We start from the raw sequence: 15,671 nt of genomic DNA, 5'->3' as shown, positions 1-15,671 counted from the left end.
GGCTGCCCCCCCGGACCCCCTGGGGTGGTGCGTTCGGCCGCGGGCCGGTGGGGGCTGGTCGCGCAGTTCCCCGCGCCCCTTACGGGGCGCCCAGCAGCGCTCGCGTCTGGTCGATGTCCGCCTGGGCGCGGCGTTGTTCGAACAGGGCGAGGGCCTCCTCCAGGCAGGTGCGGGCCCTGGTGTGCTGCCCCAGGGGGCCGAGGCTGGAGCCGAGGGCGCGGAGCAGGCTGCCCTCGAGTACGGGGCTCGTGCGCCGCGCCACGGGCAGGAAGGTTTCGGCGACCTCCGCCGCCCGGCGGTGCCGGCCCGTCTGGACGTGGAGGTCGGCGATCAGCACGCCGGTCGCCGCCTCGAAGGCCGTCACGTTCAGGGTGCGGAACAACTCCAGCGCCTCCTGGGCGCGGTGGAGCGCGGTGTCCGGGTCGTCGCACAGGCGCAGCACCCGGGCCAGGTAGTACAGGCCGATCGCCTTGGACACCGAGGGCTCCCCGCCCACCAGCAGGGCGCCGCGCTCGGCCGCGGCGCGTGCCTCGGCGAGGCGGCCCTGCCGGGCGTAGTTGAAGGCCAGTTCGCCCAGGGCGGTGCCCTCGGCGGTGCCGGCGCCCGCGGTGCGGAAGAGGCCTACCGAGGCCTCGCCGTGCCCGACGGCCTCGTCGGTGCGGCCGCCGATGCGGGCGCCCGCGCACAGCGTGAGGTGGGCCCAGCCGCGCAGCCGCGCGTCGGAGCCGTCGGCGCACAGCGCGATGGAGCGCCGGAGTTCGGCCTCGGCCTCGGCGAAGGAGCTCGCGTGCCACAGGGCGTTGCCCCGGACGTAGCGGGCCAGGGCCTCGGCGGTGCGGTCGCCGCGGGCCGCCGCGGCCTCGGCGACCCGTGCGGCCTGGGCGGTCACCCCGGTCTGGTGGGTGACGCCGGGCAGCACGTTGTTGAGCTTGTCGACGAGGTCGGCCGCCTGGGCCAGCGGCAGGGCGCCGTCCGTGCAGGCCCGGTCGATCAGTGCCCGCTGGACGGGTATCTCCTCGTGCATCCAGGCGGTCGCGGCCTGCGCGGTGCCGAAGACGAGGCCGGCCGCGGCCACCGGCACGTCGATGAGCCGGCGTTCGGCGGGGTCCACCGAGTGGGACGCCGCGTCCGCGGCCCGCGCGGTGGCCAGGCAGAAGTCCAGCAGGCGGGCGAACGCGCGGGACGTCTCCGCGGGGGTGTCGTCGCGGGCGTTCCTGGCCCGCGCGAAGACCCGTACCAGGTCGTGGAAGTGGTACCGGCCCATCCGGCGCGATTCCACGAGGTTGAGGTCGACCAGGGACTCCAGCAGGTCCTCGGTGTCCTCCGTGTCCCGGCCGAGGAGTGCGGCGGCGCAGTGCAGGCCGAGGTCCGGCGCGTCCACGGCGGACAACAGCCGGAAGGCGCGGGCCTGTTCGGGGGAGAGCTTGGAGTAGGAGAGCTCGAAGGTGGCCTCCACGGCGAGTTCGCCGGTGGACAGCTCGTGCAGCCGCCGGTGCTCGTCGTCGAGCCGCCGCACCATGTCGGCCAGGGTCCAGCCGGTCTCCGCGGCCAGCCGCGAGGCGGCGACCCTGATGGCCAGGGGGAGCCCGCTGCACGCGGCCACGACCGCGGCGGCCGCCTCCGGCTCGGCGTCGCAGCGGCGGTCGCCGACGATCCGCCGGAGCAGGGCGAGGGCCTCGCCGGGCGGCATCACGTCGAGCCTCAGGTGCTGCGCCCCGGCCAGCCCGGTCAGCCGGGCGCGGCTGGTCACCAGGACGGCGCTGCCCGCGGCCCCGGGCACCAGCGGCTGCACCTGGCCGTCGGAGGCCGCGTTGTCCAGCAGCAGCAGGACCCGGCGCTCGGCCATCAGCGAGCGGTAGAGGGCGATGCGCTCGTCGCCGTCGTCCGGGACATCGTTGTCGGTCACGCCCAGGGCGCGCAGGAAGGAGGCGAGGACGGCCTGCGGGTCCAGGGGTTCGCGGTCGGCGCCGCGCAGGTCCGCGTAGAGGTGCCCGTCGGGGAACCGCTCCGCGACCCGGCGGGCCGTGTGGACGGCGAGGGTGGTCTTGCCCACGCCCGGGACGCCGTTGACGGCGGAGACCACGACGGCCTGCGTGCCGGGGTGGGTGAGCATGCCGGTGAGGGTGCCGACGGCCTCGGCGCGGCCGGTGAAGTCGCCGATGCCGGACGGCAGTCGGTGGGCCGCGGGGATGCTGTCCGCGTCGAAGGCCGGGTGGGCGGGTTCGGCGGCGGGCCGGACCGCGGGGTCGGCGCACAGGATCCGCTGGTGCAGCTGCTGCAGCGCCGGGCAGGGCCTGCGCTCGGGCGCCGGGAGGTGGGCCAGTTCGGCCTCCAGGTACCGCCGGGTGTCCTCGTACACGCTCAGCGCCTCGGCCTGGCGGCCCGCCTGGTGGAGGGCCAGCATCTGGACGCCCCGCAGCCGCTGGCTCGCCGGGTACTCGATGACCAGGGCGCCCGCCTCGGCGTGCAGGTCCGGCCGGTCGCCGATCTCGGCGTCCAGTTCCAGGCGCGTCTCCAGCAGCGACTGCCGGACGGCGCAGAGCCGTTCGCGCACCGCCCGCGCGTGCGGGCCGTGCAGTCCGGCCAGCGGTTCGGCGGACCACAGTTCCAGTGCGCCCGCCACGACGTCGCGGGCCTGCGCGGCCGTGCCGCCCGCGGCCCGGATCCGGGCGGCATCCGCCTCCGCCCGTCCGAACGCCCAGGTGTCCACGGCCTCGGCGGGCACCCGCAGCGCATAGCCGTCGCCGACGGTGACCAGCAGCGGCGCGTCGGCGGAGTGTCCCAGCACCCGGCGCAGCCGGTGGACGTGGGTACGGACGGACTGGTCCGGCCTGGTCGGCCGGTCGGCCTCGTCCCAGACCCCGTCCGCGATCAGCCCCACCGACACCGTGCGCCCCGCGGCGGCCAGCAGGATCGCGAGCACCTCGCGCTGCTGGGGCCGGCCCAGGTCGAGTTCGGTGCCGTCGCGCCGGGCGCGGACCGGGCCCAGCAGCGCGAACTCGAGTAAGTGCGCCGGCCCCTCCTGGGCTCTGCCTCCGCTGCGGGCCCCCTCGTGCGACGTCATGTGCGCTCCCTCCCCGACATGCACAGCTCTTTGATGGAGTACGCACATATGATGGGATGTCAGGTCGCCTGGACGTCGAAGCGACACGGCTTGGGGCGTGACGTGACACTGCATTTCCGGACGCTGGGACCGCTGCGGATCCGGCAGGGGGACACCGAGAACCCCGTGGGCCGGCCCCAGCAGCAGGCCGTTCTGGTGGCGCTGCTGGCGGCCCGGGGCGGGCCGCTGACCACCGGGCAGCTGCTGCGCGCCGTCTGGGGCGAGGACGAGGACCTCTGGCCGGCCCGGCCGAAGCGCGCCCTGGCCACCCATGTCTACCGGCTCCGGCAGCTGCTCGCGGCCGGGGGCGGTGCCGCGGCCCTGCACCAGGCCGGGCAGGGGTACCGGCTGGACGCCGCGGCCGGGACCGTCGACATGCACTGCTTCGACGACGCCGTCCAGGCGGCCGCCACGGCCCGGCAGCAGGGCGACCCGGACGGTGCGCACGCCCTGCTGACCAGGGGCCTGGACCTCTGGTACGGCAGCGCCCTGGACGGCGTCCCCGGCCCCTTCGCCGAGCGGGTCCGGCACCGCCTGGAGGCCAGCCGCACGGCGGCCCTGGAGGCGCGGCTGGCCCTCGACGTCGCCCGTGGGCGGCACGCCGAGGTGCTCCCGGAGCTGGCGGCGCTGGCCGAGGGACCGGACCCGTCGGGGCAGCTGCAGTCCCTGCTCATGCTCGCGCTCTCCCGCAGCGGCCGCCGGGACGAGGCGCTCGCCGTCTACGAACGCGCCCGCGGGCAGGCGGAGGAGCTCGGCCTCGACCCCGCGCCCGAACTGGTGCGGCTGCAGCGGCAGATCACCGATGGAACGGCCGCTGCGCCCGCGGTGTGCCGGCCGCGTCATCTGCCCGCCGACACCGTGGACTTCACCGGGCGCGCCGAGGAAGCCGCCCTGCTCGTACGGGCCCTGGAGTCCGCTGCGCGGACGGCCGTCGTGCACGGCCCGGCCGGGACCGGGAAGACCGCGCTCGCCGTCCACGTCGCGCACCGCCTGCGCGACGCCCACCCCGACGGCCAGCTCTACGGCGACCTGAAGGCCTCGCACGCGGCGCCGGTCCGCCCCGCCCGGATCCTCGCCGCCTTCGTCCGGGCGCTCGGCGGGGAAGTCCCCGAGGACGAGACCGACTTGGCCGCCGCCTATCAGGACGCGCTCGACGGGCGCCGGGTCCTGGTCGTGCTCGACGACGTGCAGGACCTCGACGGCATCCGTCCGTTGCTCCCCCGACACCCCGGCTGCGCCGCTCTCGTCACCGGCCGGACGCCGGCCGGGCTCCTCCCCGGTGCCCGGCCGGTCGCCCTGGGTGCCTTCTCCGCCGACGACGCGCTCGGTCTCCTCGTCCGTACCCTCGGGGCGGCACGCGTCGCGGCCGAACCGGACGCCGCACGCGCCCTGGCCGAGGCCTGCCGGTGCCACCCGGCGCTGCTGCGGACGGCGGCCGCACGGGCCGCGGCCCGGCCGCACTGGTCGCTGGCGAGCGTCGCGGAGCGGATGGGCAGGGGGTGAGCGGGGAGGCCGTCAGAACTGCCGGACGATGGTCGCGCACAGAGGGGCGTCGAGCGAGTAGGGCGCGGTGCTTTCCGCGTTCCGGCAGATGTCGGGTGCGCCGTAGATCGTCAGCGTGCCGTTGTTGTTGAGGCGGAGCTTCATCACGCCGTAGTGCGTTCCCAGCTGGTTCTGGGCGGTGTGGCTCTCCCAGCACACGGTGCTGCCGTTCTGTCCGTAGACCACGAGGTTCCCGTCGGTCTGCATCACGGCCTTGGCGCCACAGCCCTGCGTATTGGCAGTCCAGTGGACGTTGCCGTTGACGTAGACCACGAGGTTGCCGTCCCGCTGCATGATCAGCCGGGCCGGGCCGTTGTCCACGTGCCAGTCGGCGGCGTAGAGCGGCTCGTCGTTCCAGATGGTGGCGGCACCGGGGTCGTAGGCCGCGTGCGCCGTTCCGCCGGTGGCCAGCAGGCCCACCGTGGCGAGCACGGCCGAAGCGGCGAGGCCGGTCAGGCGGCGGACGATCGACGGGCGGCGGGTTCTCGTGGTGCTCATGGCGAGCCTTTCTCTGCGGCACAGGCAAAAGGGGCAACGGAGAACCGTTGCCGGTAAACAGGGGAAGGGCACCAGTTCCCGGTTAACAACCTGTCAACGCCGCTCCACCCGCGGCGTGTCCACCCGTTCCGCTGCCATGCTGGCCGCATGCCGACGAGCGCCGGATCCGCACCGGGAAGCCCGAACTGGATCGCGTTGAGCACCCCCGACCCCGCGGCCTCCGCCGCCTTCTACGGGGCCCTGCTGGCCTGGGAGCTGACCCCCGGCGGCCACTTCCGGCTCGCGGGGCGGACGGTGGCGGGGGCCCTGGCCGACTCCCGTACCGGGCGGGGCACGTGGACCGTGTCCTTCCGCACGGCGGACGCGGCGGCGACGGCCGCGGCCGTGGAGCGCGCGGGCGGGTACGCCGGACCCGGCGGGCTCGCCGACCCCGCGGGGGCCCGGTTCGCCGTCCGGGAGCCCGGCGAGGGGCCGGGCCTGGAGACGGTCGACGCCCCGGGCTCGCTGTGGTGGACGCAGCTCTACACGCCCGACGTGCAGGCGGCCAAGGACTTCTACCGCGCGGTCTTCGCCTGGGACACCCACGACCTCGTCCTCGAACGCGGCGCCGTCTACACGGTGGTGACCCCGCAGGGCGGCGGGATGGAGAACGCGCACGGCGGCATCATGCGGCCGCTCGACGCGACCCCTGTGGGCTGGCTGCCCTACTTCGCGGTCGCGAACTGCGATGCGGCGGTGACCGCGGCCATCGAGAACGGCGGCCACGTCGTCCATCCGCCGGAGTCCCAGCGCGGCATCGGCCGGCAGGCCACGCTGCGGGACCCCTTCGGGGCATGGTTCGCGGTGAACGCAAGGGCGGATGCGTAGGAACTTCTTCCTATCGTGCGGAGGCGGGCCGTCCGGCAGGCTGATGGGCAACGGGAAGCCGCGCCGTACCGAGCACGGGGGGATCGATAGGGCGTTCCCGGCAGACCGGCCCCCGTTCCCGCCTACCCGGGAACGGGGGTTCGCCGGCCACGTCACCGTCCGCAGGCCCGTCCCGTCCCCCGCGGGTCCAGCCGCAGCGGGTCGTCCCGGCCGTTCAGCCGCAGGGAGCCGTACCCGTGCGCACGCAGCCAGCCGCACCGTGCAGCCGTCGTCCTCGCCACCTCCGACGGGAACACCGTCGGCACGCACACGTCCGCCGAGCCGTAGTGGCGGTCGCAGCCCGCGATCTCCGGGGAGACCGGGTGCGCGGCGTGCGGCCGTTCCGGGCCCGTCGGCTTCGCCGACATGTGGCCCGCGAAGCCGTGCACCATCGGTGCCGCCATCGCGTCCGGGCCGCCCAGGTGGACCCATGACGCCACCGAAGGGACCCCGGCCGCGTCCACGGCGAAGAGCATGTACCAGCCGGGCGGCGCCAGGTTCGGGTTGCTGGTGACGTTCAGGTCGAGCGTCGTGCCGTCGGCGCCCACCGTCATCGGGAGGTCGACGAAGCGCTGGTTCGGGTCGGACGAGTGCGTCACCGCCGCCGGGCGGATCAGTTCCGCCTTCACCACCGGGCGGTCCACCGTCACCCGCTGGGTGCTCGCGTACTGCCATTTGTCCGCGTTCGCCACCGACGTGATCTGCGGCCGGGCGCCCTTGAACAGGTACGGCGGCGTGTAGACCGAGACGTGGTCGTCGAAGGTGCCGTTGCCGGGGTTGTCCCCGACCGCCATCACCCGGCCGTCCGGCAGCAGGAAGGCGGAGGAGTGGTACGTGCGCGGGATCGGGTCCGTCGCCAGGCCGGGCTGGAACGCGTTGCCCGCCGGGTCGTAGAACGACGCCTCGTACACCGGGTCCGCCCGGTCGTGCAGGCCGCCGCCGGTCTCCAGCACCTTGCCGTCGGGCATCAGCACGGCGGAGACGTACATCTTGCCCTGCGCACCCGTCTCCGGCTTCGGCCCCTGGCCCTGGTCGACCGTGCCCTGGGGCAGCAACGGGCCGGGAACGTAAAGGGGGTTGGGCTGTTTCAGGTCGATCAGGTCCGTCAGGCGGCTCGCCTCCGGGTTGGAGTTGACGTTGCCGCCGCCCATCGTCAGCACCCGCTGGTCCTGGGCGGGCGGCAGCAGCACGCTCATCGACTGGTCGCGGTGGTCCTTGTCCTGCAGACCCGGCACATCGGTGATCCTGTTGGCGCCGTAGTCGTAGACGGCCGCCCCGCCGCCCGGTGTGCCGTTGCCGAAGACGTGGCTGCCGGAGTAGAAGAGCCGGCCGTCCTGCATGAGGATCATCGACGGGTACAGGCCCCAGTACGACCAGGTCTGGTTGACCTCGGTGCGCGGCAGCCACTTCTGCTGCGCCTGGGAGAACTTCTCGGCCGTCACGCTGCCCGTCGAGTCCTCCTTCAGCCCGCCGAAGGTGATGACGTCGCCGTTGCCCAGCTCCGTCGCCGACGGGTACCAGTGGCCCTCGTTGAGGTCGTTGACCTTCTGGTACGACTCGGTGGCCGGGTCGAAGAGGTAGCTGTCCTTCAGGCCCTCGTAGCCATGGCTGCCGTCCGCCGCCGGATAGGACTTGTTGCCGCTCATGATGAGGACGCGGCCGTCCGAGAGCTGGACGTGGCCGCCGCAGAACATGTCCACGGGCGTGGGGATCGTCTTCATCGCGCCCGTCTTCGGGTCGTAGACCGCCGACGTGAACGTGCCCGCCTTGAACATCGACGGGTCGTTGCCCGACCCCGCGACCAGTAGCACCTTCCCGTTGTGCAGCACGACGGAATGCATGCTGCGCACCGGGTTCCTGAACGGCATGACCTCCCAGCGGCCCTTGGTGCAGGCGTCCCCGGCCGTGCACAGCGAGCCCGCGGCCGGCAGGGTGGCGTCCTCCATGTCGTAGTCGTCGGTGGTGACCGTGCCCGTGCCGTAGACGGAGACGCCCCAGGTGATCTGGTCGGTGCCGGGCGGCACCACGGGCGTACGGACCGTGGCCTGCGTGTAACCGGCGCTCAACGGAAGGGACTTGAGGTCCGTCCAGTACTGCCAGCCCGCCTTGACGTCGTGCCGGAAGACCGTGACGGACGCGTCCGGGGTGGTGGACTTGTACCAGAGGGAGAGGTCGTACTGGTGGGACGGCGCGACGTCCGGGGCACAGGAGGTGTCCTCGGCCATCATCGCCTTGCGGTCGCCGTCCACCCGGCGCGTGACGGTGACGGACAGGGCCCGGCCGCCGCTGTGCGCCTCCGAGGCATCGGTCGTGGTGACGGTGGAATCGTTGTTGCCCCAGCCGGACTTCTCCCAGCACGTGGGCATGCCGTCCGAACCCGCCGACTCGAAGCCCGGGTTGACGACGAGGTTGGATCCGGCCGCCGCCGGGCCCGGGGCGGCCAGCAGCAGGCCGAAGGAGCCGGCCGACGCCAGTAACAAGGCCGCTGCGGCGTGTCTCCCGCGGGACGGCCGGCGCCGCGGGGGCGTGACGTTCAGTGCCATCGACTCTCCTTTTCCGTCGGTCCGATCCGGCGGATCTCGATCCGGTCCTCGCCCTCCCCGAAGGAGGCCACCGCCCGCGAATGCTCCAGCGCGGCCCTCACCACCGGCAGTGTCGCCGCGTCCCGACGCACCGTCGGCGAGGCGACGACGTAGTCGACATCGCGCCAGCCGTGCGGGAGGGTCCTGGCCACGGCCGGGTCGAGATCCGCCTTGTAGAACCAGATCGCGCCCGTGCCCGGCCGGTACCCGGCGTGCACGAGGTCCAGCCAGACGGCGTCGTCCGCCAGGACGCGCGTACGGGCCGGGTCGGGGACGTGGCCGGAGTCCCGCAGCCAGTGGACGGCGGCGCGGTAGCCGGAGTTGGCGTCGGCGGTCAGCGCCGGGCGGTTGCCGTCCCACCAGCGCGGCACGACCAGCACCGCGGCCGCGGCCGCGAGCAGCCCGACCGCCGCCCGGCCCACCGCGGGCCGCTTCCGGCCCCGCAGCAGCGCCCCCGCCACCGACGCCGCGGCCCCGGCCAGGGCCAGCGCCAGGAACGGCAGCAGCTGGATGACGTACATCGCCGGCAGATAACCGGACGGACGCAGCGCCACCAGCGCGAGGATCACCACGGTCAGCGCGGGGCCCAGCAGGGCCCTGCCGGTACGCGACCAGCGGGCGGCGGCCACCAGCGCGACGGCCGCCGCCAGGCCGCCGAGCGGCAGCAGCCGGTCGTAGTAGAGCCAGGAGTGCAGCACCGCATGCGCACCGGACCCCGGGTCCAGCAGGAAGCCCGAACCCGGGCGGCTCATCTGGTACGTGATGCCGTCCACGAGCGAGACGTGGCCGGGGCCGGGCAGCAGCTCGTCGTTGAGCAGCGCGAACAGCGGATACGCGAGCCCTGCCAGAGTGCAGGCCGTCACCGCGCCCGTCACGGCGAACTTCCGGGTGTCGCGGTGGCTGTGCTGCCACATCGTGACGAGCAGGGCCGGCAGGACGACCAGCATGGTCTCCTTCGACAGCACCGCGGCCGCCGCGGCCAGTCCCGCCCCGAAGTGGTGCCACAGGTGCCGCCGCGGCGAGGCCGCCAGGCAGAACGCCAGCAGGATCCACAGCACGGCGATGTTGTCGAGGAAGATCTCCCGCTGCAGGACGACGGCCAGCGGCGACAGTCCGAACAGCGCCATCGCCAGCCCCGCCGCCCACCGCCGCAGCCCCAGCCGCCGCGCCAGCACGTACAGCAGCACCGCACTCGCGCCCGCCGCCGGCAGCATCGCGTACCGCATCGGCGCCACCGACAGGGCACCGGGCGAGACGAGCGACGGTATCCAGGTGACCAGGGCGAGCTGGATCCAGCCGAGCGGAGGGTGGTCGTACCAGTAGGTGTAGTGGGCCAGGCCCTTGCCGTGCTGGACGGCCCAGGCCTGGGCGAGGTACGTGCCCTCGTCGTCGCCCAGCGCCGGGAAGCCGGCCGTGTTCCAGCCCTGGACGAGCAGGACGACGGTCAGCACTCCGCCGCACACCAGCAGACCGGGCCGGGCCCGGCGGAGGCGCACGGCGACGGGCCGGGCCGCGACGGGCACGGGAACGGGCTGCGGCGGTGCCGCGGCGGCGGTCGCGGTCACGACACCACGTCCTCTGCGGTGAGATGGGCCCCGACGTGCCGCGTCAACTCCCAGTCGCTGCGCCCCCGTTGCTCCCGCCAGACGGCCCGCACGGCGGCCCCGGCCAGCAGCAGCTGGTAGCAGGGCCCGCCGGCGACGAGCTTGGCGTAGTGCACCAGCCGTACGCGCAGGCCGTACTGCACCCCGAAGTCGTGCAGCCCGACGACCTCGAAGACGAAGGTCACCAGCGCGGTCACGAGCGGCAGATACGTCACCACGGCGACCCCGGCCGGGACGTCGGCGAGCAGCGCGACGAGGACGTTGAGCGGGATGACGACACCCGTGAAGGCCTGGAAGAACGGTGTCATCAGGGTGTGCCGGGCGAGCATCCGCTGCCCGAACGTGGGCAGCCGGCGCCAGTCCTTCTTGCGGTAGACCTGGAGGAATCCCTGGTTCCAGCGGGTGCGCTGCTTGAGCAGGCTCACCAGGCTGCCGGGCGTCTCCTCGCGGGTGACCATCTCGGAGTCGTACGCCACCACCACCCGTTTGCCCGTGCTGGACAGCCGCACGCCCAGGTCGCAGTCCTCGGCCAGGCACTCCGGGTCCCAGCCGGCCGCCTCGCGCAGCACGTCGGTGCGGACGAAGACGGTGTTGCCGCCGAGCGGGATGAAGCCCTTCGCGGCGTGCAGGTGCAGGCGGCTGCGGAACCAGAAGAAGTACTCCAGGCAGTTGCGCAGGCTGTACCAGCTGGAGTGGAAGTTGATCAGCTGCACCCCGCCCTGCACCACGTCCGCCCCCGTCGCGCGGAAGGCGTGGTCGACGTGGGCGAGCAGCTCCGGGTGGACCTGGTCCTCGGCGTCGAAGACCCCGACGACCTCGCCCCGGCAGTGCGGGAGCGCGGTGTTGAGGGCCTTGGGCTTGTTCTTCTTCTCGTGCGTGTCGACGACGACCCGCACCCGGTCCGGGGCCGCGGCCTCCGCCTTCCGGGCCACCTCGGCCGTCTCCGGGTCGTCGTGGCCGACGATCACCAGGATCTCGAAGCGGCCGTGCGTGGACTGCAGCAGACGGGTGACGGTGTGCTCCAGGACGGCCTGCTCGTGCCGGGCCGGCACCAGGAGCGAGAAGGACAGGGCGCCCTCGCCGCTGGGGCGCTCGAAGCGGGTGGCCGCGAGCGTCTCCGGCGTGCGCCAGGCGTGCATCTGCCACCAGAGCGTGAACGCGGCCAGCCAGAACAGCGCGAGCGAGACCGCGCAGACCAGCAAGGAAGTGACCAAAGAATCCCCCCGAGAATCCCCCTGGTTGTCGCTGGGGAGAGAGTAAGGGGAGAAGGTGAAGCCCAGGCGGGGAATCCGGTAATCCTGTGTAATCCTGTGCACAAACCGGGAGTTGGGGCCGGAGGCCGTCTTCCGCCCGGCCCGCCGGGGTGGAAAACTGCCCTGTATGGGTGCGTTGAGGGGCTTACGCGTCCCACGGGCGCGGTATGCGGCCGTCGCCGCCGCCCTCACGGGTGCGGCCGCCGCGGCACTCGTCGGCTGTGATCCGGCCGGCGGGCTCGACTCGGTGACGGTCTCGGTCGTCACGGGCAAACAGGCCACCGACCAACTGGAGCGCAGCGGCGTGCGCGTGGCGTATCTGACGTGCCAGGGGAAGGCGACGAGCAGCGCCCCGGCGAGCGGCAGCGGTTCGCCCGCGGCCGTCACCGCCGTCGGCGTGGACTGCGAGGGAAAGACCTCCGGCGGCAAGAAGATCCTCGTCTACGGCACGGTCACCGGCATCAGCGGCGAGGCGTGCGTGCGGGGCAATCTGACGGGCAAGGTGGACGGGAAGACCAAGTTCACGGTGACGGTGCTGGGCGACTGCTCCAAGGCGAGCACCACCGCCCCGGCCACGCCGGGCTCGTGGACGCCGTGGACCCCGCCGCCCCCGTCGGACGAACAGTCCTGCAGCTGTCCGCCGGCCCGGCCGGCCCGTCCCTCCCCGAGCTGCAGCAGCACCTTCCACGGCAAGTGAGCGACGGCCTGCGGCTCCCCGTGATCACGGCCTCGTGCAGGCGGCCCGGTAACATCCGGTCCGTACGAGCCGACGACCCGGGAGGAGCCCACCGGTGGCGGGAGAACCGCAGGCCGAGTGCCTGTTCTGCAAGATCGTCGCGGGGGAGGTGCCGGCGACCGTCGTCCGTGAGACGGAGACGACCGTGGCCTTCCGCGACATCAACCCCCAGGCCCCCACGCACGTCCTGGTGATCCCCAAGGTCCACTACCCGGACGCCGCCTCCCTCGCCGCCGCCGAGCCGCAGGTCATGGCCGACATACTGTGCGAGTCCGGCCGGGTCGCGGCCGACGAGAAGGTGGACGGCACGGGCTACCGGGTCGTCTTCAACACCGGCGCCGGCGCCGGGCAGACCGTCTTCCACGCGCACCTGCACGTGCTCGGCGGCCGCGGCCTCAACTGGCCGCCCGGGTAGTCCTCGTGTCCGTACGCGAACTCGTCGTCCTCGGCACCGCCAGCCAGGTGCCCACCCGGCACCGCAACCACAACGGCTACGTCCTGCTCTGGGACGGCGAGGGCCTGCTCTTCGACCCCGGCGAGGGCACCCAGCGCCAGATGGTGCGCGCCGGGGTCGCCGCGCACGACCTCAACCGGCTGTGCGTCACGCACTTCCACGGCGACCACTCGCTGGGCCTGGCCGGGGTGATCCAGCGCATCAACCTCGACCGCGTCCCGCACCCGGTCACCGCGCACTACCCGGCGAGCGGCCGGCGCTTCTTCGACCGCCTGCGCTACGCCACGGCCTACCGCGAGACGGTGCAGCTGGACCAGCAGCCCGTCTCCGGCAAGGGCGCCGTCCTGGCGGACGGCCCGTCCTACCTCCTGGAGGCGCGGCGCCTGTCGCACCCCGTCGAGTCCTACGGCTACCGCCTCGTCGAGCCGGACGGCCGCCGTATGCTGCCCGGCCTGCTGGCCGAACGCGGCATCTCCGGCCCCGATGTGGGCCTGCTGCAGCGCGAGGGCGAGGTCCGCGGCGTCACGCTCGACGAGGTGAGCGAGGTCCGGCGCGGCCAGCGCTTCGCGTTCGTCATGGACACGAGGCTCTGCGAGGGCGTCTACGCCCTCGCGGAGGGCTGCGACATGCTCGTCATCGAGTCCACGTTCCTGGACGAGGACGCGGCGCTGGCCGTCGAACACGGCCACCTGACCGCGGGCCAGGCGGCCCGCGTGGCCGCGGAGTCCGGCGTCCGGCATCTGGTGCTCACGCACTTCTCGCAGCGGTACGACGACCCGACGGCCTTCGAACACCAGGCGCGTGCCGCAGGCTTCGAGGGCGAACTGACGGTGGCCAAGGACCTGATGCGGGTGCCGGTGCCGAAGCGGCGGTGACCTGCGCCCCTGACGGGGCGCAGGAAAACGGGGCGCAGGACAACCGGGCGCGGCCCCCCCGTCAGGGGAACCGCACCACCGAGCGCAGCACATCCCCGCCGTGCATCCGCTCGAACGCCTTCTCCACCTCGTCGAGTTCGATCGTCTCCGTGACGAACGCACCGAGGTCGATACGCCCCTGCCGGTGCAGATCGATCAGCATCGGGAAGTCCCGCGACGGCAGGCAGTCCCCGTACCAGGAGGACTTGAGCGCGCCGCCCCGGCCGAAGACGTCCAGGAGGGGGAGTTCCAGCTTCATCTCGGGGGTGGGGACGCCGACCAGGACGACCGTGCCGGCCAGGTCGCGGGCGTAGAACGCCTGCCGGTACGTCTCCGGGCGGCCGACCGCGTCGATGACGACGTCCGCGCCGAAGCCGCCCGTGAGTTCGCGGACGGCCTCGACGGGGTCGGTGGTGCGGGAGTCGACCGTGTGCGTGGCGCCCATGCCGCGCGCCGTCTCCAGCTTGCGCTCGTCGATGTCGACGGCGATGATCCGTGCCGCCCCGGCCAGCCGCGCGCCGACGATCGCCGCGTCGCCCACGCCGCCGCAGCCGATCACGGCGACGGAGTCGCCGCGGCCCACCTGCCCGGTGTTGATCGCGGCACCGATGCCGGCCATCACGCCGCAGCCCAGCAGGCCGGCCACGGCCGGGGAGACCTCCGGGTCGACCTTGGTGCACTGGCCGGCCGCGACCAGCGTCTTCTCGGCGAAGGCGCCGATGCCGAGGGCGGGCGTGAGCTCCGTTCCGTCGGTCAGCGTCATCTTCTGCCGCGCGTTGTGCGTGGCGAAGCAGTACTGCGGGCGCCCGCGCAGGCAGGCGCGGCACTGGCCGCACACCGCACGCCAGTTGAGGATCACGAAGTCACCGGGCGCCACCTCGGTCACACCCGCGCCGACCGCCTCGACCACGCCGGCCGCCTCGTGGCCCAGCAGGAAGGGGAAGTCGTCGGTGATCCCGCCCTGCTTGTAGTGCAGGTCCGTGTGGCACACGCCGCACGCCTGGATCTTCACCACGGCCTCGCCGGGCCCCGGGTCCGGCACGACCACGGTCTCCACCCGCACCGGCTCGTTCTTCCCGGGTGCGACGACCCCGCGTACTTCCTGCGCCATGAACGGCCCCGCCCTTCTCGTCCTCGTCACTGGTCGGTCACCACGGTACGCGGCGGAGCGGCCTCCGCCCGTGAGGGGCCCGACACACTTTGCTCTGCGCGCGTAGACATCTCTTGACCAGCCCGCATCAAGGCCTTAACTTCGCGCTGCACCGTCCTCGCCCTCCCCAGGAGCCCCCCTTGCCGTCCTCCCGCACGTCCCTGCGCGTCCGCATCGCCGCCGTCACCGCCGCCGTCGTCGCCGGCACCGGCCTGTACGCGGCGGGTGCCGCCACCGCCGACCACAAGGCGCCGCGCACGGACAAGGAGATCCCGAACCTCGCCAAGGTCGAGGACCAGATCAAGGCCTACTACGGCGACACGGTCGACAAGAACGGCCAGCACTACGCCTCGGCGGACAGCAACTACGCCAAGCAGCTGGCCGGGATCCAGAAGAAGGCCAAGGCCCAGCTGGAGCACACGCTCAAGAACAAGAGCGGCAAGGGCAGGCCGGCGATCGTCCTGGACGTGGACGACACCACGCTGCTGACCTACAACTACGAGCTCCAGCAGGGCTTCGCCTTCACGCCCGCCTCGCAGGACGCGTACCTGAAGTCGACCGACATGGCCCCGGTCTTCGGCATGCCGCAGCTGGTCAACTGGGCGCAGTCGAAGGGCATCACGGTCTTCTACGTCACCGGCCGCGACGAGCACCAGCGCGACTGGAGCGTGCGCAACCTGAAGAACGCGGGCTACAAGCCGGCCGCCGACACCGCGCACTTCTTCCTGAAGAACAAGAAGACCCCGCCGGCCTACCTGTCCTGCGGCGCCAACTGCACGACGGTCGAGTACAAGTCGGGCACGCGCAAGCACATCGAGTCCGAGGGCTACCGGATCATCGGCAACTTCGGCGACCAGTACAGCGACCTCGCCGGCGGCTACGCGGAGCACACGTACAAGCTCCCGAACCCGATGTACTTCCTGCCGTAG

General features: G+C 73.2%; 12 protein-coding genes. 6 read left to right on the top strand and 6 right to left on the bottom strand.

Annotation, left to right across the window (positions count from 1 at the left end; genetic code table 11):
- Positions 1 to 79 precede the first annotated feature (79 nt).
- Entirely contained in the window at positions 80 to 3,064 is a 2,985-nt protein-coding gene (locus HG542_RS17085; protein ID WP_171082308.1) for an AfsR/SARP family transcriptional regulator, read from the bottom strand.
- A gap of 102 nt (positions 3,065 to 3,166) precedes the next feature.
- Between HG542_RS17085 and HG542_RS17080 the strand changes: the two genes are divergently transcribed.
- Positions 3,167 to 4,606 carry an AfsR/SARP family transcriptional regulator gene (locus HG542_RS17080; protein WP_171082306.1) on the top strand — a complete coding sequence of 480 codons (1,440 nt, stop codon included), beginning with the start codon at positions 3,167 to 3,169 and terminating at the stop codon, positions 4,604 to 4,606.
- A 12-nt stretch (positions 4,607 to 4,618) separates the two neighbouring features.
- Here the strand turns inward: HG542_RS17080 and HG542_RS17075 are convergent, their stop codons facing one another.
- Positions 4,619 to 5,143, bottom strand: a complete 525-nt coding sequence (locus tag HG542_RS17075; RefSeq protein ID WP_171082304.1) for a hypothetical protein — start codon at positions 5,141 to 5,143, stop codon at positions 4,619 to 4,621.
- A gap of 147 nt (positions 5,144 to 5,290) precedes the next feature.
- Between HG542_RS17075 and HG542_RS17070 the strand changes: the two genes are divergently transcribed.
- Positions 5,291 to 6,010, top strand: a complete 720-nt coding sequence (locus HG542_RS17070; RefSeq protein WP_171082303.1) for a VOC family protein — start codon at positions 5,291 to 5,293, stop codon at positions 6,008 to 6,010.
- A gap of 152 nt (positions 6,011 to 6,162) precedes the next feature.
- Here the strand turns inward: HG542_RS17070 and HG542_RS17065 are convergent, their stop codons facing one another.
- Genes HG542_RS17065 through HG542_RS17055 form a run of 3 tightly spaced genes read right to left on the bottom strand, consistent with a single transcriptional unit; the run spans position 6,163 to position 11,449 of the window.
- Positions 6,163 to 8,592 carry a galactose oxidase early set domain-containing protein gene (locus HG542_RS17065; protein WP_171082301.1) on the bottom strand — a complete coding sequence of 810 codons (2,430 nt, stop codon included), beginning with the start codon at positions 8,590 to 8,592 and terminating at the stop codon, positions 6,163 to 6,165.
- The gene (locus tag HG542_RS17060; RefSeq protein WP_171082299.1) at positions 8,583 to 10,196 is read right to left on the bottom strand and encodes an ArnT family glycosyltransferase; all 1,614 of its coding nucleotides are present in this window, start codon (positions 10,194 to 10,196) and stop codon (positions 8,583 to 8,585) included. The genes HG542_RS17065 and HG542_RS17060 overlap by 10 nt, the downstream gene beginning before the upstream one ends.
- Positions 10,193 to 11,449, bottom strand: a complete 1,257-nt coding sequence (locus tag HG542_RS17055) for a glycosyltransferase (RefSeq protein ID WP_171082297.1) — start codon at positions 11,447 to 11,449, stop codon at positions 10,193 to 10,195. The genes HG542_RS17060 and HG542_RS17055 overlap by 4 nt, the downstream gene beginning before the upstream one ends.
- Before the next feature lie 166 nt (positions 11,450 to 11,615).
- Between HG542_RS17055 and HG542_RS17050 the strand changes: the two genes are divergently transcribed.
- The 3 genes from HG542_RS17050 (at position 11,616) to HG542_RS17040 (ending at position 13,553) form a co-directional block, all read left to right on the top strand.
- Positions 11,616 to 12,185 (top strand): hypothetical protein, encoded by a 570-nt coding sequence (locus tag HG542_RS17050; RefSeq protein WP_171082295.1) that lies wholly within the window; start codon positions 11,616 to 11,618, stop codon positions 12,183 to 12,185.
- A gap of 94 nt (positions 12,186 to 12,279) precedes the next feature.
- Positions 12,280 to 12,639: a histidine triad nucleotide-binding protein gene (locus HG542_RS17045; protein ID WP_171082293.1), complete on the top strand. Its 360-nt coding sequence runs from the start codon at positions 12,280 to 12,282 to the stop codon at positions 12,637 to 12,639.
- Positions 12,640 to 12,644: 5 nt separating this feature from the next.
- Complete coding sequence (locus tag HG542_RS17040; protein ID WP_171082290.1) at positions 12,645 to 13,553, top strand: ribonuclease Z; 909 nt, start codon at positions 12,645 to 12,647, stop codon at positions 13,551 to 13,553.
- Between the two features lie 61 nt (positions 13,554 to 13,614).
- On the opposite strand, the gene HG542_RS17035 is transcribed toward HG542_RS17040, so the two are convergent.
- Positions 13,615 to 14,703, bottom strand: a complete 1,089-nt coding sequence (locus tag HG542_RS17035; protein WP_171082288.1) for an S-(hydroxymethyl)mycothiol dehydrogenase — start codon at positions 14,701 to 14,703, stop codon at positions 13,615 to 13,617.
- 179 nt (positions 14,704 to 14,882) lie between these two features.
- Between HG542_RS17035 and HG542_RS17030 the strand changes: the two genes are divergently transcribed.
- Entirely contained in the window at positions 14,883 to 15,671 is a 789-nt protein-coding gene (locus HG542_RS17030; protein WP_171082286.1) for an HAD family acid phosphatase, read from the top strand.

The sequence above is a fragment of the Streptomyces morookaense genome, from assembly GCF_013030945.1.
Classification (GTDB): domain Bacteria; phylum Actinomycetota; class Actinomycetes; order Streptomycetales; family Streptomycetaceae; genus Streptomyces; species Streptomyces morookaensis.
Note: the sequence above shows the minus strand (reverse complement) of the source record. Positions and strands in the feature narration are given on the sequence as shown.